The organism is Stutzerimonas stutzeri (genome assembly GCF_024448955.1).
In the GTDB taxonomy this organism is placed as follows: domain Bacteria; phylum Pseudomonadota; class Gammaproteobacteria; order Pseudomonadales; family Pseudomonadaceae; genus Stutzerimonas; species Stutzerimonas stutzeri_AQ.
In genome coordinates, this window is record NZ_JAMOIH010000013.1 from 13,702 (window position 1) to 35,152 (window position 21,451).

Annotated in this window: 20 protein-coding genes and 1 pseudogene; 12 read left to right on the forward strand and 9 right to left on the reverse strand. The window is 60.0% G+C overall.

Features of this window, described 5'->3' with window-relative positions:
- Positions 1 to 2: 2 nt before the first annotated feature.
- Positions 3 to 932, reverse strand: a complete 930-nt coding sequence (gene fmt / locus NA645_RS14400; protein ID WP_256049457.1) for a methionyl-tRNA formyltransferase — start codon at positions 930 to 932, stop codon at positions 3 to 5.
- A 55-nt stretch (positions 933 to 987) separates the two neighbouring features.
- Positions 988 to 1,494: a peptide deformylase gene (gene def, locus NA645_RS14405; protein WP_256049458.1), complete on the reverse strand. Its 507-nt coding sequence runs from the start codon at positions 1,492 to 1,494 to the stop codon at positions 988 to 990.
- Between the two features lie 148 nt (positions 1,495 to 1,642).
- Here def and NA645_RS14410 point away from each other — a divergent pair, with 148 nt between their 5' ends.
- The 3 genes from NA645_RS14410 (at position 1,643) to NA645_RS14420 (ending at position 4,464) form a co-directional block, all read left to right on the forward strand.
- Positions 1,643 to 2,668 carry a LysM peptidoglycan-binding domain-containing protein gene (locus tag NA645_RS14410; protein ID WP_256049459.1) on the forward strand — a complete coding sequence of 342 codons (1,026 nt, stop codon included), beginning with the start codon at positions 1,643 to 1,645 and terminating at the stop codon, positions 2,666 to 2,668.
- An 85-nt stretch (positions 2,669 to 2,753) separates the two neighbouring features.
- Positions 2,754 to 3,845: a DNA-processing protein DprA gene (gene dprA, locus NA645_RS14415; RefSeq protein ID WP_256049460.1), complete on the forward strand. Its 1,092-nt coding sequence runs from the start codon at positions 2,754 to 2,756 to the stop codon at positions 3,843 to 3,845.
- Between the two features lie 61 nt (positions 3,846 to 3,906).
- Positions 3,907 to 4,464 (forward strand): L-threonylcarbamoyladenylate synthase, encoded by a 558-nt coding sequence (locus NA645_RS14420; protein ID WP_256049461.1) that lies wholly within the window; start codon positions 3,907 to 3,909, stop codon positions 4,462 to 4,464.
- Between the two features lie 247 nt (positions 4,465 to 4,711).
- Here NA645_RS14420 and NA645_RS14425 read toward each other — a convergent pair whose 3' ends face one another.
- Positions 4,712 to 5,689: a quinone oxidoreductase family protein gene (locus tag NA645_RS14425; RefSeq protein ID WP_256049462.1), complete on the reverse strand. Its 978-nt coding sequence runs from the start codon at positions 5,687 to 5,689 to the stop codon at positions 4,712 to 4,714.
- Between the two features lie 120 nt (positions 5,690 to 5,809).
- Here NA645_RS14425 and hemF point away from each other — a divergent pair, with 120 nt between their 5' ends.
- Together hemF and aroE are read left to right on the forward strand one after the other, a co-directional pair.
- Positions 5,810 to 6,727, forward strand: coding sequence for an oxygen-dependent coproporphyrinogen oxidase (hemF, locus tag NA645_RS14430; RefSeq protein WP_256049463.1), 918 nt, complete (start codon positions 5,810 to 5,812; stop codon positions 6,725 to 6,727).
- Positions 6,728 to 6,790: 63 nt separating this feature from the next.
- Complete coding sequence (gene aroE, locus NA645_RS14435) at positions 6,791 to 7,609, forward strand: shikimate dehydrogenase (RefSeq protein WP_256049464.1); 819 nt, start codon at positions 6,791 to 6,793, stop codon at positions 7,607 to 7,609.
- Positions 7,610 to 7,800: 191 nt separating this feature from the next.
- On the opposite strand, the gene NA645_RS14440 is transcribed toward aroE, so the two are convergent.
- Complete coding sequence (locus NA645_RS14440; RefSeq protein ID WP_256049465.1) at positions 7,801 to 8,415, reverse strand: NAD(P)-dependent oxidoreductase; 615 nt, start codon at positions 8,413 to 8,415, stop codon at positions 7,801 to 7,803.
- Between the two features lie 48 nt (positions 8,416 to 8,463).
- Positions 8,464 to 8,772, reverse strand: a complete 309-nt coding sequence (locus tag NA645_RS14445; protein ID WP_256049466.1) for a DUF883 family protein — start codon at positions 8,770 to 8,772, stop codon at positions 8,464 to 8,466.
- A 394-nt stretch (positions 8,773 to 9,166) separates the two neighbouring features.
- Between NA645_RS14445 and pbpG the strand changes: the two genes are divergently transcribed.
- The 4 genes from pbpG (at position 9,167) to NA645_RS14465 (ending at position 13,508) form a co-directional block, all read left to right on the forward strand.
- Positions 9,167 to 10,111, forward strand: a complete 945-nt coding sequence (gene pbpG, locus NA645_RS14450) for a D-alanyl-D-alanine endopeptidase (RefSeq protein ID WP_256049467.1) — start codon at positions 9,167 to 9,169, stop codon at positions 10,109 to 10,111.
- A 218-nt stretch (positions 10,112 to 10,329) separates the two neighbouring features.
- The gene (treS, locus tag NA645_RS14455) at positions 10,330 to 12,399 is read left to right on the forward strand and encodes a maltose alpha-D-glucosyltransferase (protein ID WP_256049468.1); all 2,070 of its coding nucleotides are present in this window, start codon (positions 10,330 to 10,332) and stop codon (positions 12,397 to 12,399) included.
- 111 nt (positions 12,400 to 12,510) lie between these two features.
- Positions 12,511 to 13,131: a DUF4157 domain-containing protein gene (locus NA645_RS14460; RefSeq protein ID WP_423836583.1), complete on the forward strand. Its 621-nt coding sequence runs from the start codon at positions 12,511 to 12,513 to the stop codon at positions 13,129 to 13,131.
- Between the two features lie 176 nt (positions 13,132 to 13,307).
- Positions 13,308 to 13,508, forward strand: a complete 201-nt coding sequence (locus NA645_RS14465; protein ID WP_256049469.1) for a DUF2934 domain-containing protein — start codon at positions 13,308 to 13,310, stop codon at positions 13,506 to 13,508.
- Between the two features lie 350 nt (positions 13,509 to 13,858).
- Here the strand turns inward: NA645_RS14465 and NA645_RS14470 are convergent.
- Positions 13,859 to 14,396: pseudogene (locus NA645_RS14470) on the reverse strand (DUF421 domain-containing protein).
- Positions 14,397 to 14,631: 235 nt separating this feature from the next.
- Here NA645_RS14470 and NA645_RS14475 point away from each other — a divergent pair.
- The 3 genes from NA645_RS14475 to NA645_RS14485 are packed head-to-tail and all read left to right on the forward strand — an operon-like array spanning position 14,632 to position 19,255.
- Positions 14,632 to 16,524: a 3'-5' exonuclease gene (locus NA645_RS14475; protein WP_256049470.1), complete on the forward strand. Its 1,893-nt coding sequence runs from the start codon at positions 14,632 to 14,634 to the stop codon at positions 16,522 to 16,524.
- Between the two features lie 56 nt (positions 16,525 to 16,580).
- Entirely contained in the window at positions 16,581 to 17,642 is a 1,062-nt protein-coding gene (locus NA645_RS14480; protein ID WP_256049471.1) for a nucleoid-associated protein, read from the forward strand.
- The gene (locus NA645_RS14485) at positions 17,642 to 19,255 is read left to right on the forward strand and encodes a hypothetical protein (RefSeq protein ID WP_256049472.1); all 1,614 of its coding nucleotides are present in this window, start codon (positions 17,642 to 17,644) and stop codon (positions 19,253 to 19,255) included. Before NA645_RS14480 ends, NA645_RS14485 begins: the two co-directional genes overlap by 1 nt.
- A gap of 299 nt (positions 19,256 to 19,554) precedes the next feature.
- Here the strand turns inward: NA645_RS14485 and NA645_RS14490 are convergent, their stop codons facing one another.
- Genes NA645_RS14490 through NA645_RS14500 form a run of 3 tightly spaced genes read right to left on the reverse strand, consistent with a single transcriptional unit; the run spans position 19,555 to position 21,445 of the window.
- Positions 19,555 to 19,965 carry a hypothetical protein gene (locus tag NA645_RS14490; protein WP_256049473.1) on the reverse strand — a complete coding sequence of 137 codons (411 nt, stop codon included), beginning with the start codon at positions 19,963 to 19,965 and terminating at the stop codon, positions 19,555 to 19,557.
- A 1-nt stretch (position 19,966) separates the two neighbouring features.
- Positions 19,967 to 20,923 carry a DUF6402 family protein gene (locus NA645_RS14495; protein WP_256049474.1) on the reverse strand — a complete coding sequence of 319 codons (957 nt, stop codon included), beginning with the start codon at positions 20,921 to 20,923 and terminating at the stop codon, positions 19,967 to 19,969.
- Between the two features lie 9 nt (positions 20,924 to 20,932).
- A complete protein-coding gene (locus tag NA645_RS14500) occupies positions 20,933 to 21,445 on the reverse strand; it encodes a PAAR domain-containing protein (protein WP_256049475.1) in 513 nt (170 codons plus the stop codon).
- Positions 21,446 to 21,451 lie beyond the last annotated feature (6 nt).

Below are 21,451 nucleotides of genomic sequence, written 5' to 3' on the forward strand. Positions count from 1 at the left end.
CATTATTCGAACACCTTGCCCGGCGCGAATTGCTCACGTCGGCTGTTGTACAGATCGCTGAAACCAAGCGGCTTGCCGCCCGGCAGTTGCAGGCGCGTAATCAACAACGAGCCTGCACCGCACGCGACCTGCAGACCGTCCTTGCCGGCCCCGATGATCTGACCTGGCTCGCCCTGCCCATCCGCCAGACGTGCGCCGTGAATTTTCACGGCGGCTTCGTCCAGACTGCTGTGACAGATCGGCCAGGGATGGAAGGCGCGGATCAGACGTTCCAGCTCGACGGCCGGGCGGCTCCAGTCGAGGCGCGCTTCGTCCTTGTTCAGCTTGTGCGCGTAGGTCGCCAGGTTGTCGTCCTGCACTTCGCCTTTCAGCGAGCCGGCTTCCAGCGCCGTGACCGCTTCGACCACTGCGCGCGAGCCGAGCTCGGCAAGGCGGTCATGGAGGCTGCCGCCGGTGTCGTCAGCTGTGATCGGTGTGCTGACCTTGAGCAGCATCGGACCGGTATCCAGGCCGGCTTCCATCTGCATCACCGTGACCCCGGATTCGGCATCGCCGGCTTCGACTGCACGTTGAATCGGCGCCGCACCGCGCCAGCGCGGCAGCAACGAGGCATGGCTGTTGATACAACCCAGGCGCGGCATATCCAGCACCGCCTGCGGAAGGATCAAGCCGTAGGCGACTACCACCATCAGATCGGCCTGCAGTCCCGCCAGTTCCGCTTGAGCCGCCGGATCGCGCAGGGTCTGTGGTTGGTACACGGCAATCCCGTGCTGCAGCGCGAGCTGCTTGACCGGGCTGGGCATCAGCTTCTGCCCGCGACCTGCAGGCCGATCCGGCTGGGTGTAAACCGCCACCACTTGCCGATTGGCGTCGAGCAGAGCCTGCAGGTGCTGGGCGGCGAATTCCGGCGTTCCGGCAAAAACGATGCGCATCTAAAACACTCATCAATAAAAAAGGCTTGCTGCTGCAAGCCTTTGGTGTCGGGAATCAAGCCTGCTGACGGTGGATCTTTTCCAGCTTCTTCTTGATCCGGTCGCGCTTGAGATTGGATAGATAGTCGACGAACAACTTGCCGTTGAGGTGATCGCATTCATGCTGAATGCACACCGCGAGCAGGCCTTCGGCGATCAGCTCGTAGGGCTGACCGTCGCGGTCCAGCGCCATGACCTTGACCTTCTGCGGACGGTCGACGTTCTCGTAGAACCCGGGCACGGACAGGCAACCTTCCTGGTACTGCTCCATCTCGTCGGTGAGAAACTCGAACTCGGGGTTGATGAAAACCCGCGGCTCGGACTTGTCCTCGGACAGATCCATGACCACCACGCGCTTGTGCACGTTGACCTGCGTCGCTGCCAGGCCAATGCCCGGCGCGTCGTACATGGTCTCGAACATGTCGTCGATCAGCTGGCGAATACCGTCGTCGACCATGTCCACCGGTTTGGCGATGGTACGCAGGCGTGGATCGGGAAACTCAAGGATGTTCAGGATTGCCATATGCGTTTGTGATGCACTTATGGAATAAAGTGAAAAGCCGCTGCTAAGATGCCGGGCAGCTTGTAAACGGCTTAACGCCGCTTTCCACAAGGGTTTCTGCGGCGCTAGGGCGCTTTACGTGAAGGCACATCATAAAGGGATTCACCACATGAGGAAATCACTACTCGCCCTGCTGCTGGTGGCGGTTGGCGGCATGGCGCAGGCCGCTGTGCAGCTCAAGGATAATCATCCGGAGCAGTACACCGTAGTGAAAGGCGACACCCTCTGGGATATTTCCGGTCGCTTCCTCAGCGAACCCTGGAAATGGCCAGAACTCTGGCACGCCAATCCCCAGGTCGAAAACCCTCATCTGATCTATCCCGGCGACAGCCTGAGCCTGGTCTACATCGATGGCCAACCGCGCATCATGCTAAACCGCGGCGCATCGCGTGGGACCATTAAGCTCTCCCCCACCGTACGCTCGACGCCCATGGCCGAAGCCATCAGCACCATCCCGCTGGAAGCCATCAACAGTTTTCTGCTGAGCAACCGCATCGTCGACAGCGCCGCCGAATTCGAAGCCGCGCCCTATATCGTCGCCGGCAACGCCGAGCGCGTCATCAGCGGCTCCGGCGATCGCATCTACGGGCGTGGCGAGTTCCAGGACGATATCGCCGTCTATGGCATCTTCCGTCAGGGCAAGACTTACGCGGATCCTGAGACAGGTGAGTTTTTGGGCATCAATGCCGATGACGTCGGAACCGCCGAGCGTATCGACATGGAAGGTGATATCGCGACCATGATGCTTACGCGTGTCACCCAGGAAGCACGCATCGGCGACCGCATGTTCCCCAGCGAAGAGCGCGCGGTGAACTCGACCTTCATGCCGAGCGAGCCGGAAGAAGAAGTTAACGGCGTGATTCTCGACGTGCCGCGCGGGGTGACGCAGATCGGTCAGTTCGACGTAGTTACCCTGAACAAGGGCGCGCGTGACGGGCTGAGCATTGGCAACGTACTGGCGGTGTACAAGACCGGGGAAACCGTACGCGACCGGGTCACCGGCGAAAACGTCAAGATTCCCGACGAGCGCTCGGGCCTGCTGATGGTCTTCCGCACCTATGACAAGCTCAGCTACGGTCTGGTGCTGCAAGCGACCCGCTCGCTGTCGGTGATGGATAAGGTCCGCAATCCCTGAGTTACCCGAGCCCCGCCGATGCGGGGCTTTTTTTCTGTTGATTGGCACCGTATGGATGCGGTGCGCCAAGACAAGGAACGTTTACGTGCCTGCGATCTCTCCTGCCGAACTCGAAGCCCGCCTGCGCCTCCATCTGCTGCCGGAGCTCGGCCCGCGGCGCCTGCAAAAACTGTTCAGCGCCTTTCCCGACGCCTCTTCCGCGCTCAGTGCACCGGCAACCGCCTGGCGTGCCCTGGGCTTGCCGGCCAGCTGCGCCGAACCCAGACGCAGCCCGACCATACGCGAGCGAGCCGCCGCGGCCCTGAATTGGCTGGAGCAGCCAGGCCATCAACTGCTGATGTGGGACGATCCCGCCTACCCCGCGCTGTTGGCAGAACTGCCGGACGCACCGCCGCTGCTGTTCGTCGAGGGTGACCCAAGCCTGCTGGAGCGCCCGCAACTGGCGATGGTCGGCAGCCGCCGCGCTTCGCGTCCCGGGCTGGACAACGCCACGGCGTTCTCCCGAAGCCTGGCGAACGGCGGCTTCGTAATCACCAGTGGTTTGGCACTCGGCATCGACGGTGCGGCGCACCAGGGTGCGCTGGATGTCGGTGGCAAGACCGTGGCGGTGCTGGGTACCGGCCTGCAGCAACTCTATCCGCGCCGTCACATCGGTCTAGCCGCGCGCATCGTCGAAGCGGGCGGCGCACTGGTTTCCGAATTGCCGCTGGACTGCGCGCCCCACGCCTCCAATTTTCCGCGACGCAATCGAATCATCAGTGGGCTGTCTTTGGGTGTCTTGGTGGTCGAGGCCAGCCCCTCCAGCGGTTCGCTGATCACCGCCCGGCTCGCGGCCGAGCAGGGTCGCGAGGTCTATGCAATACCCGGCTCGATTCACCATCCAGGCGCTCGCGGCTGCCATCAGCTGATCCGGCAGGGCGCGGCGCTGGTGGAAAGCGTCGACGACATCCTTCAGGCACTGCGCGGCTGGCAGCAGACGGCTCCTGCCAGCCAGTCACAACCCGATCGCCCGGCTCATCCGCTGCTCGATCAGCTACATGCCGCGCCGATGAACAGCGAGACCCTGGCCGGGGCGGTCGCGCAGCCGCTGGCGCAGGTGTTGGCGGAACTGACCGAGCTGGAGATCGAAGGGCTGGTCGCCTGCGAAAACGGTGTCTGGATCGCGCGAGTCGGTTGAGTGCAGCTGTCTCGCCACATGCGCTTGGGTACACTGCGCAGATCAGTCAGCGGAGGTAGTAATGGTCGGTAACTGGCGTGTGCAACAGGCGGCTCGTGTGGTCAGAAACGGCGGAGTCATCGCCTATCCGACCGAAGCCGTTTGGGGGCTGGGTTGCGATCCCTGGAATAGCGATGCGGTGCACCGGTTGCTGGCGTTGAAGGACCGTCCGGTGGAAAAGGGTTTGATTCTGGTGGCCGACCGCATCGAACAGTTTGATTTTCTCCTGCAAGACCTGCCCGAGCGCTGGCTGGATCGTCTGGCGGGCAGTTGGCCGGGACCCAATACCTGGCTGATACCGCACCAGCAGCGCCTACCCGAGTGGATTACCGGCAAACATGACAGCGTGGCCTTGCGCGTCAGCGATCATCCGCTGGTCGCGCGGCTTTGCGAGCTGACGGGCCCATTGGTGTCCACCTCGGCAAATCCCGCCGGCCGCCCATCGGCCCGTACACGTTTGCGCGTCGAGCAGTATTTTCCGCGCCAGCTCGACGCAGTGCTCGGTGGCCGCCTGGGCGGAAGACGCAATCCCAGCACTATCCGGGATGTGCGTAGCGGAGAAGTCATACGGGCAAGTTAGCGGTGGCTGAGGGCGCCGTAGGGCCGAACTTGTTCGGCCTTTTACGCTCCGCGGCCGAATAAATTCGGCCCTACAGGTCCATTACGGCAACAAAATCGTCGATCCGGTTACACCCCTTCGGCCAGGACGTGCGCAGTGGAGCCGTCAGGACGACTTAGAAACGGCTGGAGGATCGGGCAAAACCGTAGGGCCGAACTTGTTCGGCCTACACACTCCGCGGCCGAATGAATTCGGCCCTACAGGTTCATTACGGCACCAGAATCGTCGACCCCGTGGTACGTCCTTCAGCCAGCAAGCGTTGGGCCTCGGCTGCTTCGCTGAGCGAATAGCGCTGGCCGATCTCCACTTTGATCTTGCCGCTGGCGATCATTTCGAACAGCTCGGCCGCCATCGCCTGCAACCGTGGCGCCGTGTCCGCGTAGCCGGCCAGGATCGGTCGGGTAACGAACAGCGAGCCCTTCTGCGCCAGCACGCCGAGATTGACGCCGGTCACCGCACCGGACGCATTGCCGAAGCTGACCAGCAGCCCACGCGGCGCGACGCAATCCAGTGAGACTTCCCAGCTGCTCTTGCCCACCGAGTCGTAGACCACCGGACATTTCTGGCCATCGGTCAGCTCCATGACTCGCTGCACCACGTCCTCGCGGGTGCGGTCGATGGTGGCCCAGGCACCCAGCGCCTTGGCCCGCTCGGCCTTTTCCGCCGAACCGACGACCCCGATCAGCCTGGCGCCCAATGCGTTCGCCCACTGGCAGGCAATCGAGCCGACGCCACCCGCCGCCGCGTGGAACAGAATGGTTTCGCCGGCCTGCAGCGGATGCACCTGACGCAGCAGATATTGCGTGGTTAGGCCCTTGAGCATCACTGCGGCTGCCTGCTCGAAGCTGATCGCTTCCGGTAGGTTCACAAGATGCCGCGCCGGTAGCACGTGATGCTCGCCGTAGGCACCCAAAGGACCGGTGGCGTAAGCGACGCGATCACCTACCTGCCACTGCTCGACGCCCTCGCCCACCGCTTCGATCACGCCGGCGCCTTCGGTTCCCAGCCCGGATGGCAGGCTCGGCGGCGCATACAAGCCGCTGCGGAAATAGGTGTCGATGAAATTCAGGCCGATGGCGTGGTTGCGCACGCGAACCTCACCGGCGGCGGGGACAGGAACCTCGACCTTGACCTGTTCGAGAACCTCGGGACCACCGTGCTGGCTGAACTGGATACGCTGCGACATGTGGAGCTCCTGGCGGGCATAAAAGGAGCTATCCAACCCCTCCGGCGGGCATTCGTCAACCGGGCGGATGGTATGCTTGCTCGCCTCATCGCACTGCCCTCCTCTTGCCAAGGTGATCTCGTGAACGACCGAACCGAAGCCGTCAAAGCCTACCTGCTCGATCTGCAGGATCGTATCTGCGCCGCGCTGGAAGCCGAAGACAGCGGCGCGCGCTTCGTCGAGGACGCCTGGACCCGCCCGGCCGGTGGCGGTGGTCGGACGCGGGTGATCGAGCACGGCGCGCTGATCGAAAAAGGTGGGGTGAATTTCTCCCACGTGCACGGCAGCGGTCTGCCGCCCTCGGCCAGCGCGCATCGCCCCGAGTTGGCCGGGCGCGGCTTCGAGGCACTGGGCGTGTCGCTGGTGATTCACCCGAACAACCCCTACGTGCCGACCTCCCACGCCAACGTGCGCTTCTTCATCGCCGAGAAGGAAGGCGAAGAGCCGGTCTGGTGGTTCGGCGGCGGCTTCGACCTGACGCCCTATTACGGCTTTGATGAAGACTGCGTGCATTGGCACCGGGTCGCCCGCGATGCCTGCGCGCCGTTCGGGGCGGACGTCTATCCGCGCTACAAGGAATGGTGCGACCGCTACTTCCATATCAAGCATCGCAACGAACCGCGCGGCGTTGGTGGGCTGTTCTTCGATGACCTCAACCAATGGGATTTCGATACCAGCTTCGCCTTCATGCGCGCGGTCGGTGATGCCTATATCGAGGCCTACCTGCCCATCGTGCGCAAGCGCAAGGCCATGCCCTTCGGTGAGCGTGAACGGGAATTCCAGCTGCTGCGGCGCGGCCGTTACGTGGAATACAACTTGGTCTATGACCGCGGCACGCTGTTCGGCCTGCAATCAGGCGGGCGCACCGAGTCCATCCTCATGTCGCTGCCGCCGCACGTAAGCTGGGGCTATGACAAAAATCCCGAACCCGGTACGCCGGAAGCGCGGCTGACTGAATACTTTTTAAAAGATCGTGATTGGCTGAAGCCTGAAGCCTGAAGCTGGAAGCTGGGAGTAAAAAGCTTCAAGCTTCAGGCTTTAAGCTTCCAGCTAAGGAATCCCATGGATCGCTACGGCGTATTCGGCAATCCCATCGGCCACAGCAAGTCGCCGCAGATTCATCGCCTGTTCGCAGAGCAGACGGGCCAGTCGCTCAGCTACGAGCCCCTGCTGGCGCCGCTGGACGATTTCGCCGGCAATGCCCGTCAGTTCTTCACCGAAGGCCGGGGCGCCAACGTCACCGTGCCCTTCAAGGAAGACGCTTATCGGCTGGCCGATCAACTGACCGAACGCGCACGTCGTGCTGGTGCGGTGAATACCCTGCAGAAACTCGATGACGGCACCCTGCTAGGCGACAACACCGACGGCATCGGCCTGGTGCGCGATCTGCTGGATAACGCCGGCATCGATCTGCAGGGCAAACGCATCCTGTTGCTGGGCGCCGGTGGCGCGGTGCGTGGCGTACTCGAACCGCTGCTGGCTCAGCGGCCCAGCGCACTGGTGATCGCCAATCGCACCCTGGCAAAGGCCGAGCGGTTGGCCACGGAATTCGCCGAGCTGGGTGCGGTGAGCGCGAGCGCCTTCGAGCAGCTGGAAGGCCGCTTCGATGTGATCATCAATGGCACCTCGGCCAGTCTCGGTGGAGATCTGCCGCCGCTGGCCGAAGGCCTGATCGATACCGGCGAAACCTTCTGCTACGACATGATGTATGGCGCCAAACCCACACCCTTTTGTGAATGGGCCGCAGCACGCGGCGCGGTCACCCGCGATGGGTTGGGCATGCTAGTCGAACAGGCTGCGGCGGCCTTCGAGCTATGGCGTGGTGTGCGCCCGGAGTCGGCGCCGGTGCTGGTTGAACTGCGCCGCCAGCTCGCGGCCTGACGGTGCGCATCAGTCTGTGGGCGCGCCCTCGCTGCGAATTCGCAACCTGCGCCAACACAGAAGCAAAAGCTTCGCCCCGAGGGCGGGCCTCCTACAAAAAGCAACTTGCCCGCGCCTCGCGGCAGATGCACGCCACGGAACGGCACGTGTTTAAGTAAGCGCTCTGAGCCGCCACCGCCTCAATAGCAGGCTCAGAGGCGGAAGCGGATTTCCTGATGCACATGCTGCGGGTTCTCCAGCTCGTCGACCATGCCCGCCGCGATGCGTCGCAGCTGCACGCGACGGTCCTCGGTGTCCATCCCTTCGAGATTGGTGAAGTCTTCGATCGACAAATCCTCACCCGCGCTGTTGGCATCCACCAGGGTCCATTTCAGCGAATGCTCGGCGGCGAGTATTTGCAAGGCGGCCATGACTTCTGGCTCATCGGCATGGGCGGTGAAGTCTGCCACCAGCAGCAGGCGTTCGACGCCCACCTCACGTAGCCCTGACAGCAGCGTCTCCACCGCCTGATACAGATCCTGCGGCTGCCCCACGGCGGCGGCGCCTGGAGCGGTGGGAACCGAGGGGCTGTCGAACAGGCAGATCACCCCATGCATGCCGGCGACACTGCGCGCGACGCTGGTGGCATCGAACAGGTCGCCGGGCTTGGCCCGCAGTCCGGGGCGCGCGGTCATCGAGTTGAGGTCGTTGACCAGCGCCACGGCTTCGTGCTGCCGGCTCAGCAACTCGCACAACAAGGCGTTGCCCAGGCTGGAATGAGCCCCGTACAGGGCGAACTTGAGGCGTGGCGTCTCGGCGTTGAGCATGAGAAATCTCCTATTCGACGTTCGCAGCTCGCAGCGAACGTCGTAAGCCTAACGACGTGTAACCAGATAGCCGATCAGCGCCACCGCGCCGGCAGCCAGCGCCAGGGTGCTCACCGGATGTTCGCGTACGCAGTCCTTGGCCAGACGGCCGGCTTCGCGGCTTCGCTTGGACAGATCGCGGTAATGCGCGTCCAGATCGGCGTCGTGCCACAGCGACTCGGCACGCGAGCGCAGGGAATCGAAGCGATGCCGTGAGCCGCGGGTCGCGTCGTGCTTGAGCTCGTCGAGCGCCGTCATCAGGTTGTGGATCTCGCGCTCGATTTCGTCGCGTGTGGTGGGCTTGCTGAAGCGGGACATAATCGGTCCTCCCCGTTTGAATGTGCTGTTTGGACCCCATGGGCGGGCGAAGGTGCAGCCTCCCGGCATCGTCCTGGTAGGTAGCGGACCAGCAGCATCCGCGCGGGTTCCCGTCCGTCGGGCTGATTGGTTGGCTGCGCCCCGCTGCCGATAGCGAGGGAATGGCCCACCCGACTCCAAGCGAGGCTCGCAATGTTCTTCTACACTCAGCAGCGCTGCGTTGAGCGTCGCCACATTCGCGGAATAACAAGCGCAGCGGTATGCGCGCAACCTGGTGGTAACGGTGCTGAACGTGCAGAAATATGAGGCGCGGTTCGGGTTTATCTATAAAATGCGCGCCGCGTCTGTCGGCCTCGGCGCGTCTTTCTTCAATGCCAATTCATCGGTGTCCATTTTGAAATTTCGTCAATCCATCCTCGGCCTGCTGCTTGCTTGCGGCAGCGTCATCGTGTCTCCAGCGGTCAGCGCTGCCCCACAATCGACCGTGCAACAGGAGCTGGCCTCCAGCAGCGCCCTGCTGATCGATCTCAACAGCAACGAAGTGCTCTATTCGAGCAATCCCGACTGGGTGGTGCCCATCGCTTCGGTGACCAAGCTAATGACGGCGATGGTCGTGCTCGATGCCAAGCTGCCTCTCGATCAGCGACTGCCCGTTACCATCCGCGATGCGCAGGAAATGCAGGGCGTGTTCTCGCGGGTGCGTATCGGCAGCGAGATCAGCCGCCGCGAGATGCTGCTGTTGACCCTGATGTCCTCCGAGAATCGCGCTGCCGCCAGCCTCGCGCATCACTATCCGGGCGGTTACGCCGCATTTATCCAGGCCATGAACGCCAAGGCGCTGGCGCTGGGCATGACCCACACACGCTATGTCGAACCCACCGGTCTGTCCGAGCTGAACGTCTCCAGCGCCAATGATCTGGTCAAGCTGCTCAAGGCCAGCCAGGGCTATCCTCTGATCGAACAATTCAGCACCACGGGCGAAAAGACCGTCGCCTTCCACAAGCCCAACTACACCCTCGGTTTTCGCAACACCAATGCGCTGGTGCGCAAGCCCGACTGGAGCATCCAGCTGACCAAGACCGGTTTCACCAACGCCGCTGGACACTGCCTGGTGATGCGCACCGTCATGGATCAACGCGAAGTAGCGTTCGTCGTGCTCGATGCGTTCGGCAAGTACACCCACATGGCCGATGCCAGTCGTCTGAAGAAATGGCTGGAGACCGGCAAGGTCACGCCAGTGGCGCCCGCCGCGCTGGCTTACAAGCAGCAGAAGCAGGCCGCGCGCCAACTGGCCGGGCAACCTGGCGATGCGGCGGCTGCGGTGCTGTCCGAGCGTTGAAGCGCCCCCGCGAGAAGGCGAGCCAAGACGCGTAGGAGCGAGCTTGCTCGCGAACAGGGCTGCACGACGCGGCAGTTCGCGAGCAAGCTGGCTCCTACACTGACTAACCGGCAACGAGCGTCTGGCTTCAACGCATCGCATTCTCGATGCAACGATGACGAAACACCCGACTCAAACGACTACATCGTCCCTCAGCGCACCGGGAAACGAACGTCGCTATGAGCACACCAGACAGCAATTACATCGAATGGCTGGAAAACCAATCCATGCTTCGTACAGCCCGCGAGCGGGCCCGTCTCTATGCCGGCCAGGCTCGGCTCTGGCAGCGCCCCTATGCCCAGGCGCGACCGCGCGATGCGAGCGCGATTTCCTCGGTGTGGTTCACCGCCTACCCTGCCGCCATCATCACGCCTGAAGGCGGCTCGGTGCTGCAGGCGCTGGGCGACGATCGCCTGTGGAGCGCCCTGTCCGAACTCGGCGTGCAGGGTATTCACAACGGCCCGATGAAACGCTCCGGCGGTCTGCGCGGGCGTGAGTTCACGCCGACCATCGATGGCAACTTCGACCGCATCAGCTTCGATATCGACCCCAACCTCGGCACCGAGGCGGAAATGCTGCAGCTCAGCCGCATGGCCGCCGCGCACAATGCCATCGTCATCGACGACATCGTCCCGGCGCACACAGGCAAGGGCGCCGATTTCCGGCTGGCCGAGATGGCCTACGGGGACTATCCGGGCCTGTACCACATGGTGGAGATCAACGAGGAGGACTGGCCCTTGCTGCCCGAGGTGCCAGCGGGCCGCGATTCGGTCAACCTCGCGCCGCCGGTGGTCGACCAGCTCAAGGACAAGCACTACATCGTCGGCCAGCTGCAGCGGGTGATCTTCTTCGAACCGGGGATCAAGGACACCGACTGGAGCGCCACCGGCGTCGTGACCGGTGTGGACGGCAAGCGCCGCCGCTGGGTCTATCTGCATTATTTCAAGGAAGGCCAGCCATCATTGAACTGGCTGGACCCGACCTTCGCCGCGCAGCAGCTGATCATCGGCGATGCCCTGCATGCCATCGACGTGTCCGGTGCACGCGTGCTGCGCCTGGACGCCAACGGCTTCCTTGGGGTCGAGCGTCGTGCCGAGGGCACCGCCTGGTCCGAGAGCCATCCATTGTCGGTGACCGGCAACCAGCTGATCGCCAGCACCATTCGCAAGGCCGGCGGCTTCAGCTTTCAGGAGCTGAACCTGACTATCGACGACATCGCCAGCATGTCCCATGGCGGCGCCGACCTGTCCTATGACTTCATCACCCGCCCGGCCTACCACCATGCACTGCTGACCGGAGACACCGAGTTCCTGCGGCTGATGCTGCGCGAAGTACACGCCTTCGGCATCGACCCGGCCTCGCTGATCCACGCGATGCAGAATCACGACGAGCTGACCCTGGAGCTGGTGCACTTCTGGACGCTGCATGCCTACGACCATTACCACTACCACGGCCAGACTTTGTCGGGCGGCATCTTGCGCGAGCACATCCGCGAGGAAATGTACGAGCGGCTGACCGGTGAGCACGCGCCCTACAACCTCAAGTTCGTCACCAATGGCGTGTCCTGCACCACCGTGAGCGTGATTACCGCCGCGCTGGGCATTCGCGACCTGAACACCATCGGCGCGGCCGAGATCGAACAGATCCAACGCCTGCATATCCTGTTGGTCATGTTCAATGCCATGCAACCCGGTGTGTTCGCCCTCTCCGGCTGGGACCTGGTCGGCGCCCTGCCGCTGGAAGCCGAGCAGGTTGCACATCTGATGGGCGACGGCGATACCCGCTGGCTGCACCGCGGTGCCTACGACCTGGCCGACCTCGCACCCGAGGCCGACGCTTCAACCGAAGGTTTGCCCAAGGCGCGCTCGCTCTACGGCAGCCTGGTCGAACAGTTGCAGAACACCGGCTCCTTCGCCTGCCAGCTCAAGCGCATTCTCAGCGTTCGTCGCGCCTACGATATCGCGGCGAGCAAACAGATCCTGATCCCGGATGTGCAATCGCCGGGTCTGCTGGTGATGGTGCATGAGCTGCCGGCTGGCAAAGGCGTGCAGATCACCGCGCTGAATTTCAGCGCCGAGGCGATCAGCGAAACGATTGCCCTCCCCGGCATCGCACCCGGCCCGGTGGTGGACATCATCCATGAGCGGGTCGAGGGCGATCTGACCGAAAACGGCGAGATGACGTTCAACCTCGACCCGTATGAAGGTCTGGCCCTGCGGGTGGTAAGCGCTGCGTCACCGGTGCTTTAACGACGACGATTGGTATGACAGTGGCTCTTCGCCGCGCTGCCCGGCGCGGCTATAGTGCGCGCCGGACGGCACCTTGAACGCCGTCTGCACCTCGACCCGAGAGCCACTCGCTTGCCTGTATCTGCCCTTCGCCTGTTCCGCCAAGTATTGCTTGGCGCTGCCTGCTTTTATGCCACCGCGGCGCCCGCCCAGACCGCTTGCCCGCCGGGCGAGCAGCCCATCTGCCTGGGCGTTTGTGTCTGCCTGCCCGGCTCGCCACGCGATACCGAGGCGTTTTACGAGCAGGTGCAATGGCTGGCCGCCGCCGGACTGGAAACCTGGATACGCCAATCCCGTGACCGGCTGGCACTACAGGAGAGCCGCCCGATACCGCTGCATATCCGCTCGCAGCTCGAATCGCGCTTCGATCTTGCCGTGCTGGAAACGGCGCGTTACCGGGTGGGCGATGACGCCGTGCTCAACGCCGCCAATACTTTGCTGCAACACCCCGATGTCACCGCCGTGACACTGATCGACATCATCGTCTTTCGCAACGAGGCGGATGCCCTCGACAACGTCGCGCTCTGGGCTCATGAGCTCAAGCACGTCGAGCAATATCTGCAATGGGGGGTCGGCGAATTCGCCCGGCGCTATACCCGCGACCATCGCAGCGTCGAACGCCCCGCCTATGCCCTGCAGATCGAAATCGAACGAGAGCAGACGCCTGCCACTGCAACCGGCCCGCGCCAGTAATCAAGCGAAGCCGCACAGCATTCGCCATGGACATCAGCGAGCAATCGGTTCGTCGGCTGCGCAAGGAATACCGGAACCATCTTCACGTTGCCCCTCTCTGCTGAACAGGTGGGTCGTCACGTCCAAGGCAACGTTGCGGCCGATACCGGCTTAATCCACACGGCGAGGTGAGCGAGATGAGCGACGAACAACGCATTCGTGAAAAGGCATACGAAATCTGGGAAGCCAAAGGCCGACCGGAAGGACAGGAAGGCGAACACTGGGCGCAAGCAAGAGACGAGATGGAGCCCTTCTACAAGGAAGGCGATGCCACGGCCGGCAGTGTAGAAAGCAGTGTCGCGATCCCTATGCCCAAGTCTTCAGACGAGCAAAAGTAGGCTCTACTTCCATGCGAGCCTGCACCAAGCGGGCTCGCATCCTGCCTAGCCATACGTTTGATAACCCTAAAAATAAGTAGCGATTCATCGGCGGCGACGCTTTGCCCGTCAAACGCATCGGTAACGTGGCGCGCACGCGTCTGGATTGAGCACGCGGATCACAAACAAGCCGCTCGGCTTAAGCCAAAAGCACCCACCACGACGGGGCATCCGGCCCGTCACCATGGAAGCTAAAGATGGCCCGCTTCTTCCCCATTCGGTCGCAATGCCAGTCCGTTGTGGCAACCGGACCGGCGCGGTCGCCTGGGCATAGGCCTGTCGATCAGCCGCCGCGGCACCCTGCCAGGGCCTTAAACGCCCTTTTCATTCGGCCTTGGAATATTCACCCCGTCCAGCGTGGAACGGCTTTCGCCCGCGCCATCGGTAATCACGCTAAAACTGCCATCGGTCTCCAGCACCACCGCCTCGATGCCATCCAGCGCGGCCAGCCCCTGACTGCGCGCCGCGGCACGCACCTCGTCCTCGGTCACCCGCGCCGCGCGCAAGGCGTCGCCGAGAAAGTGCCCGCGATAGAACAGCAGCGCCGGCTCACCCGTCACTGTACGCCGCACCCACGCCACCCGCACGCTCGACCAGGTGACCGCGTACTGCAGCCCGATCAACAGCGCGAAGGCCAGCACCCCCTCGGCCAGCGACACATTGCGATTGAGCAGAATCGTCGCAAAGGTCGACCCCAGCGCCACCGTTACCACCAGATCGAACGCATTCATTTTCGACGTACGCCGCCCCGAAAGGCCGCAACAGCAAGATCAGGCTGATATAGGCCAGCACGCCAACCACCAGTGTGCGTATCAGCGTCGTTCCGCTACTGAAAAACATGCCTTCCATGATCACCTCCGCAACTGAGCCATGCAGGAATGGACAGGGTTGGCGGGCGGAAAGTGCAAATGGGGCGAATGACCGCGCGTCAGGCGCCGGAGTGAAAAGTCGGGATTAATCCATCGTCTGCTTTACCCGTACGTAAGCAGTGGTTAATGTGCCATCACGCGCAGCACTGCGCACTCGTTCACGGTTCCGCTGCGACGCTACGATCTGCACCGGTCCGCTACCAAGGAAGGTACAGATGGCGCGCTTCTTCCCCGTTCGGTCGCAATGCCAGTTCGACACCCCCGGCGAACGCCGCTTTGCCGAGCGGCTGGAAAAGCTGCTGGAAGACGACTACCTCTGCTGGAGCAACGTCCCGGTCGGTCCCAAGGCCCGCTACCCCGACTTCGTCGTGCTTCATCCGCGCCGCGGCATCCTCGTGCTGGAGGTCAAAGACTGGAAACTCGCCACCATCCAGAGCATGAATCACGGCCAGGCCACCCTGCACACCAGCAGCGGCCTCAAGACCGTGGCCAACCCGATGCTGCAAGCTCACACCTACGTCAAAGAAGTCGACATGGTGCTGAAGAAGGATCCGCTACTGCGACAGAGTAAAAGCTCGCCGCGTCCGGGCGAGCTGATCATGCCGTGGGGCTGGGGCGTGGTGCTGACCAACATCACTCGCCGCCAGTTCGAAGGGACCGACCTGCACGACGTGCTCGACCCGCAGCGCGTTATCTTTCAGGACGAGATGACCGAAACGGCCGACCCCGAAGCCTTCCAGCAGCGCCTGTGGAACATGTTCCCCCACGTGTTTCCCTGCACCCTCACGCTGCCGCAGATCGACCGCGTGCGCTATCACCTCTACCCCGAGGTTCGCGTCAGCGCCCGGCCCGGCCAGTTCGGCTTGTTTGCCGATGGCGACGCGCCGATCCCAAGCCTCATCAAGGTGATGGACCTCCAGCAGGAACAACTTGCCCGCTCACTGGGCGAAGGCCATCGCGTGATCCACGGTGCGGCCGGCAGCGGCAAGACCATGATCCTCGGCTACCGCTGCGAACAGCTGGCCAAGGTCTCGCCCAAGCCGATTCTGGTGCTCTGCTACAACAAATCCCTGGCCGGGCGCCTGCGTCAGGTGCTGGACGAAAAGGGCCTGGGCGAGAAAGTCAGCGTGCGCAACTTCCACGCCTGGTGCTCGGACATGCTCACGGCCTACCAGGTCGACAAGCCCAGCCCGCGCCTGCCGGTCGGCCAGAAGATGGAGCAGATGATCCAATTCACCATCGACGGCGTCGACCGCGGACAGATACCGCGCGCGCAGTATTCCGCCGTACTGATCGACGAAGGCCACGACTTCGCCCCGGAGTGGTTCAAGCTCGTCGTGCAGATGGTCGACCCGGCCACCAACGCGCTGCTGGTGCTCTACGACGACGCCCAGTCCATCTACCGCGGTAAGGGCAAGAAGACCGGGCTGGACTTCAGCTTCGCCAGCGTCGGCATCCAGGCCCAGGGCCGCACCACCATCCTCAAACTCAACTACCGCAACACGCTAGAAGTGCTCTCGGTCGCCCGCGCCTTCGCCACCGAACTGCTCTCCGGCCGTGATGCCGGCGAAGACGGCGTCCCCATCATCGTCCCCGAAAGTGCCGGCCGCCGCGGCGCCTTCCCCGAACTGATCCAATGCGAAGGCCATTGGCAGGAATGGGACTGCCTCGTCACCCGCATCCGCGATGAACAAGCCAACGGCCGCGTCCTCAACGACATGGCGATCATCTACCGCAACAACACCCAGGCCGAAGCCGCCGAACGCGCCTTGACCCAAGCCGGCATCGCCTACGCTTCAGGCACCAGCTCCAAAGGCCGCGGCGAACTCTACGGCAGCGAAGACAGCGTCAAGATCGTCAGCATGCACTCCAGCAAAGGCCTGGAATTCAGGCTGGTGCTGATCCCGGGCCTAGGCGAAATGCCGAAGAAGGGCGAGGCCGAAGCGGATGAAGCGCGGTTGCTGTATGTGGCGATGACAAGAGCGATTGATCGGTTGGTGATGACGTATCAGGCGCATTCGGATTTTACGAGGCGGGTGCAGGAGGCGATTGGTGGGGTTAGGGAGGGGTTGGTCGAAGAACAGAGGCCGGTGCGTAAACGAGAGTAGATAGATTTGCCTTCTAACGAAATTCTGAGAGCTTGTTAATAAAATTAGGAGAAACCATGGCGGTTTTGGATAGAAATAGTGTAACTAGTACATGCCTTCATCATATTGATATAGGGGCCAATAGCAGCACAGAGTTTCCAGCGGATCTGAATAACAGGGAGCTTGAAGTTTATTTGGAAACGCTACTTAGGGAGATTGGAGAGAAAGAGCAAAAAAGGTCTTTTTTATTTCCATTACAAGATACTGATTTCAAAAAAGTGGCGCTGGCCATAGCCAAATCTTCAGACTTGCAAAAAGAAGCTGTTGGTAGTTTTTTGGCAGAGCGCCTTTTGGCTGTCGAGGTAAAGACATCTCAAAAGTACTCACATCTGAGTAAGAAAGACGATACTCACGTAAAGATCGGTAGCTTTCTCCAGTTTACCTATTCTGAGAAAGGGTGCTTGAGGTATCTGGGAGTAAAAGTTGAACATCAAGTAATCCTTGATCAGGTCGATTTTAAGAAGAAAGCCGGCTTGGGGCTTACCGACAAAATCTATAAAGCAGTAAGCGTAGAGTATAGTCCTGATGGAACTCCCGTGGACGTATATATTTATGACTCTAAGTCAAAACTAACCAGATACTGGTGGGCTGATTTTTTAGAGGTGCAGGAGAAGAACACTGACACATTCAACACACAAAAGGCATCTCAAGAAATTATATCTAAGCTGGCGACCCTTAAGAAGAATTTCCCGCAAGACCATACGGTTCTAAGAAATGCAACAGTTGCGGCGTTTAAGCAAAAAGGAACAATGGACTACTCAGTTTTTTTAGATAAAACCATAAGGAATTATGAGTCCGATAACCCAGAATTCAAGAAAGCTAAAGAAGCTCTCATAAAGAAGCTAGAGGTTTTACCCGCTAAGAAGGGCTTCGACACCCTGTTCGTTTTGGTTCCAGAAGCGGTTCCTTTTCGTAAGACAACTTATAAGTTAAACAACGATATGTTTTTAACTATCAAGGATGGCACTGAGAATCTTGAACAAAAAGTTTGGGCGGAAATAACAAAGGATGGGCGGGAGCTTCTTGTCATAGAGACTAGTGAAGCGAGAAATTTCAAACGAAAAGAAAGAGTTGCCTAATGCTGTCTGCAACGCTGAATGAGCTTAGGGGTGAGTCTGAATGTCTATCAATGACTGAAACCATATCTAGGTTTTTTGCAGAGATTCATCAGCCAGCTGCCACCATGAGTGCTGCATTAAAAATATTTCACGAGCTTGAGCGATTACCGGACGGTGATACGTTTGAGTTAACCATAGAGATGGATGGGAACTCTTACGTTGCAACTTCATTCGACACCCCCTCATATCAGGGAATCCGCGAGCACTGCGAGAGTTTTTCTGAGGAAGTGGAATTTTCAGCGATAACTTTGAAAATCTGCAAAGACCCGTGTAGTAACCGAGTGTCTGTATACGATCTTGATTTGTTTGCCGAAAATTTCGGCAGCTCTTCTGTTATCGACAATCTGGAAGCTATTGCCACAAGGTTCCGTCAGGGAATTAGATTTGTGGTTTTTGAGATGATTGATGGCTTCGGCAGTGAAGCTATTTGGTTTGATAGTTTTCATAATTCGAGCGTTTCCGAGCACACTACGGACTGCGTTAGAAACAATAAAATATCGCTATTCAATGAGCATACGATATCTCATAAGTCTTTATTTGATAAGTTTATCCCAGAAGATTTTGATTTCACTACCTCGGATTCACTACCAGCCAGCATAGAGAATTTTTTCGCTACATCGAAGCTGTTTTTTTCAATAGCCTATCTTTCCAATCTTGTAGATGTTAAAGGTGATGGAAGTATTCGGTTTAAATTTAATGGATATAAAAGTATTGTTACGCACTATCGACAAATAGAGGACCTGGATGAAGATTCATCAGTGTCGTACAAGGTTTATTCTTGGGCTTATGACGGAGGGCATTGCTCGGATAAATTAGGCCTGGTCAGAAATGTTGTTACTCTTAATGCTAACGAAAACAGGATAAATCTTACCGATTCCACTTGGTTGGCCATAAGGTCTAACTATGACATTTATCTCACTGAGAACATAACCCAATACTTGTCAATAAAAAGAGATCTATTGGACTCGATAAGTAACCATTGTAAAAAGTCTCTCGATATAGTCGATTCGTTTGCTAGTTCTTTTCAGGCTAACACAATTGCATATATAACCTTTGTGGTTGGTGTTGTTGCGGTGAACGGTCTAAAAGATAAGGGCGCGACGGGAATATTTTCTTTTGAATATCTAATTATAGCTGTACTGATATGTGCGACTTCGCTAGGCTGGATGGTTATTTCTTTTCTGGATACTCGCGGTAGGCTAGTGTACTTCACTGACCAAATAAATAGCTCAACGCAGTCTGCTTATAAGAATATAATAGACCACGAGGAGCTATTGGGGAGTTTGTCTCCAGCAATTGAAGCGACTCGTATACACGCTCATGGGCGTATTAGAAAATTCGCGACTTTATGGATGGTTACGGCCGCTATTTTTATAGTGGTTTTTTCCGTCGGGTATTTCTTCAACAAGCTAAGCGTTACGCATGAACCGTTAACTCAGGAGGTGGGTAAAGCTGCGCCTACGGACGAGCCAGCGACTCGCTTGCCGGAGCCACAACCGTCGTCCCCTGCTTCACATCGAGAAAAGGGGAGCAGACTTGTTATTCCCTTCCCCATTCCCTCTTCTGGTTCATAAATCGATGCGTTTCTAACTGGCAAATTTATTACCTCGAAGGCGATCCAGGTCACGCTCAGGCTTTGGCTGTCCTTGCTCGCCCGCATGTCCGCTGAATGCGTGTATGAGCGGGCTGCGAAATACCTTCGACCGATCCGCACGGTCGACGATGCGCAGATACGAAAGGCCTCCGCCAGCGTATGATGCCCGCCGCGATTTCGCGGCTGCCCTTTCCTCGTGGCCACCTCGAACTTATCGCTCACTCGGGTGCTCAGAATCCAGCCATGTTGCGCTCAGCTTCAACGGCGCTCTTTTGTGGCTCAGCCGTTCGGCACGACCTCGTAGGGCGTATTGCTGAAGAAGATGTTGCGCCAGTCCGGGCGCCATTGAGGGATGCTCAGGGTAAAACCCTCGGTACGCTTGTCGAAGGCGATCCAGGTCACGCCCAGGCGTTGGCTGTCTTCGCTTGCCCGCATGTCCACTGAGCGGGTGGTATAGAGCGGGCTGCGAAATACCGTCGACCGGTCCGCACGGTCGACGATGCGCAGATACGACAGGCCACCGCCAGGGGCCAGCAAGCCCTGTACCGGTACGCTTTCGATCAAATGGCCACCGTGCGGGCTGACTTGCGAAACCGATGGCGGCGCGCTCAGCGCATCGTTGAGGCTCCAACCAAAGAGCAGGGCGAGCGCGGCGAGAAGGCTGCATACAGCGAGAATGGTTTTGTTCATGTCAGTGTTTCGGCAGGGTGATGACGGGCGTGCCAGGTGGCAAGGGTTCGCGTAGCAGATCGGAAAACACGCGGAAGTCTCCGCCTCGTTTGTATTTGGCCCGGTAGGCGGCGAAATGGCTGTTCAGCACAAGCATGTAGCGTTTGCTCTGTTCGTCTATGTAGCGCCTTTGGTTCTGCGCACTCATGCCGAACAACGACTGCTGCATGATGCCTCTGGAGACCGCATCGACGCCGGCATTGTGCGCCGTGGCCGTCAGCAGGCTGGGAGCGATGCCATCGAAGTTCCAAAAGCCCAGCGGCTGGCTGAACACCGAGCCATCGTCGTTGAAGTCGTAATTGTCCTCGGCATAGAACAGCAACGTTCTCGGGCGAAACAGGATGCGATCTGCATGAACCTCTACGTCACCCTCGGCCGCCACCCGCAGGTTGAAATCCGCCAGCGCTCCGCGCAGGTCGTTGAGGCCTTCGCTGCCCCACTTGGAAAAGGTGATCGCGCGTGAGTTGAAGTAGCCGAAGCGCTCCACCGCGCTCGCCAAATTCGGGAAAACCAGGGGATAGCAGCCGAGTCCCTTGTCGCCATAGGCCCTGAGCAGATGCTTGCGAATCTCACCCATGGCGGCGGCGTTATTCCAGCTTCTACGCAGCTCGGCAAGAACCGGCTGGACCTTGTCGAAACTGGCCACCCAACTCATCTTGACGATGCTTTCCTCGATGTACTGCGCCGGGGGCCACTCGGCATGTTCCTTGACCCGCTGCGACATGCCACCATTTTCCGTTGGCCAGGGTTGCCCCTGAAACCAGTGACGCATCAGCGCGGCTGAAACCGGCCAATCGATGGCATCCATGGCTGCCGGAATGTCGCTGATCTTGAATAGCCTGGCCTGAACTGGGGTGCCTTGCGTATTACTCGCAGGGCTCAGGTTCGATCGTGCGACGACTGGCTCCGTGCTCGACATGCTGCTGCCTCAGCCAATGAAGATTTCGGTTTGTGGCATGAACTCGACGGACACGGCCTCAGCCGTATAGGCCGCAGCAGGTTTGGTCTTACCGTGCTCGTCAGTCACCCCTTCGATGACCTTGCCGGAGGCCGTCTTCAGCTTGTAAGGGCGGTTGGCCAAAGGCAGGCCGGTATCGCTATCGCTGAGCACGAAATGCTCGTCCAACTGGTTAGGCATCGGCGCTGGCGCGGTGAAGGGCGCCGTGCTGACCGAAGAGCCGACCAGGATGTTGCCGGAGCCGGTCACGATGCTGCCTCCATGCGTCGTGGGGCTGCCGAGGAAGGCAATCGGCTTGCCGTTGACCAAAATCGTGGCTTCGCCTTCTGATATCACGCCGCCACAGCTACTGGCGTCACCGACTCGGGCAACAGGTAGGTTGTTGAACAACACGTCCGGCGAACCAACCGCTATCGGGTTGGAACCGTGACCGGGGATAGGGCAGGAGTGGGTGTCGGATAAGCGGGCAGCGGGCTTGGCCATACGAGT

Coding starts and splice junctions, on each gene's coding strand:
- aroE (WP_256049464.1), top strand. CDS start 6,791: ATGGATCGCTACGGCGTATTCGGCAATCCCATCGGCCACAGCAAGTCG.
- NA645_RS14425 (WP_256049462.1), bottom strand. CDS start 5,689: ATGTCGCAGCGTATCCAGTTCAGCCAGCACGGTGGTCCCGAGGTTCTC.
- NA645_RS14440 (WP_256049465.1), bottom strand. CDS start 8,415: ATGCTCAACGCCGAGACGCCACGCCTCAAGTTCGCCCTGTACGGGGCT.
- fmt (WP_256049457.1), bottom strand. CDS start 932: ATGCGCATCGTTTTTGCCGGAACGCCGGAATTCGCCGCCCAGCACCTG.
- NA645_RS14495 (WP_256049474.1), bottom strand. CDS start 20,923: ATGTCGAGCACGGAGCCAGTCGTCGCACGATCGAACCTGAGCCCTGCG.
- NA645_RS14500 (WP_256049475.1), bottom strand. CDS start 21,445: ATGGCCAAGCCCGCTGCCCGCTTATCCGACACCCACTCCTGCCCTATC.
- NA645_RS14410 (WP_256049459.1), top strand. CDS start 1,643: ATGAGGAAATCACTACTCGCCCTGCTGCTGGTGGCGGTTGGCGGCATG.
- NA645_RS14445 (WP_256049466.1), bottom strand. CDS start 8,772: ATGTCCCGCTTCAGCAAGCCCACCACACGCGACGAAATCGAGCGCGAG.
- NA645_RS14490 (WP_256049473.1), bottom strand. CDS start 19,965: ATGAACAAAACCATTCTCGCTGTATGCAGCCTTCTCGCCGCGCTCGCC.
- NA645_RS14485 (WP_256049472.1), top strand. CDS start 17,642: ATGCTGTCTGCAACGCTGAATGAGCTTAGGGGTGAGTCTGAATGTCTA.
- NA645_RS14480 (WP_256049471.1), top strand. CDS start 16,581: ATGGCGGTTTTGGATAGAAATAGTGTAACTAGTACATGCCTTCATCAT.
- def (WP_256049458.1), bottom strand. CDS start 1,494: ATGGCAATCCTGAACATCCTTGAGTTTCCCGATCCACGCCTGCGTACC.
- NA645_RS14475 (WP_256049470.1), top strand. CDS start 14,632: ATGGCGCGCTTCTTCCCCGTTCGGTCGCAATGCCAGTTCGACACCCCC.
- NA645_RS14420 (WP_256049461.1), top strand. CDS start 3,907: ATGGTCGGTAACTGGCGTGTGCAACAGGCGGCTCGTGTGGTCAGAAAC.
- treS (WP_256049468.1), top strand. CDS start 10,330: ATGAGCACACCAGACAGCAATTACATCGAATGGCTGGAAAACCAATCC.
- NA645_RS14465 (WP_256049469.1), top strand. CDS start 13,308: ATGAGCGACGAACAACGCATTCGTGAAAAGGCATACGAAATCTGGGAA.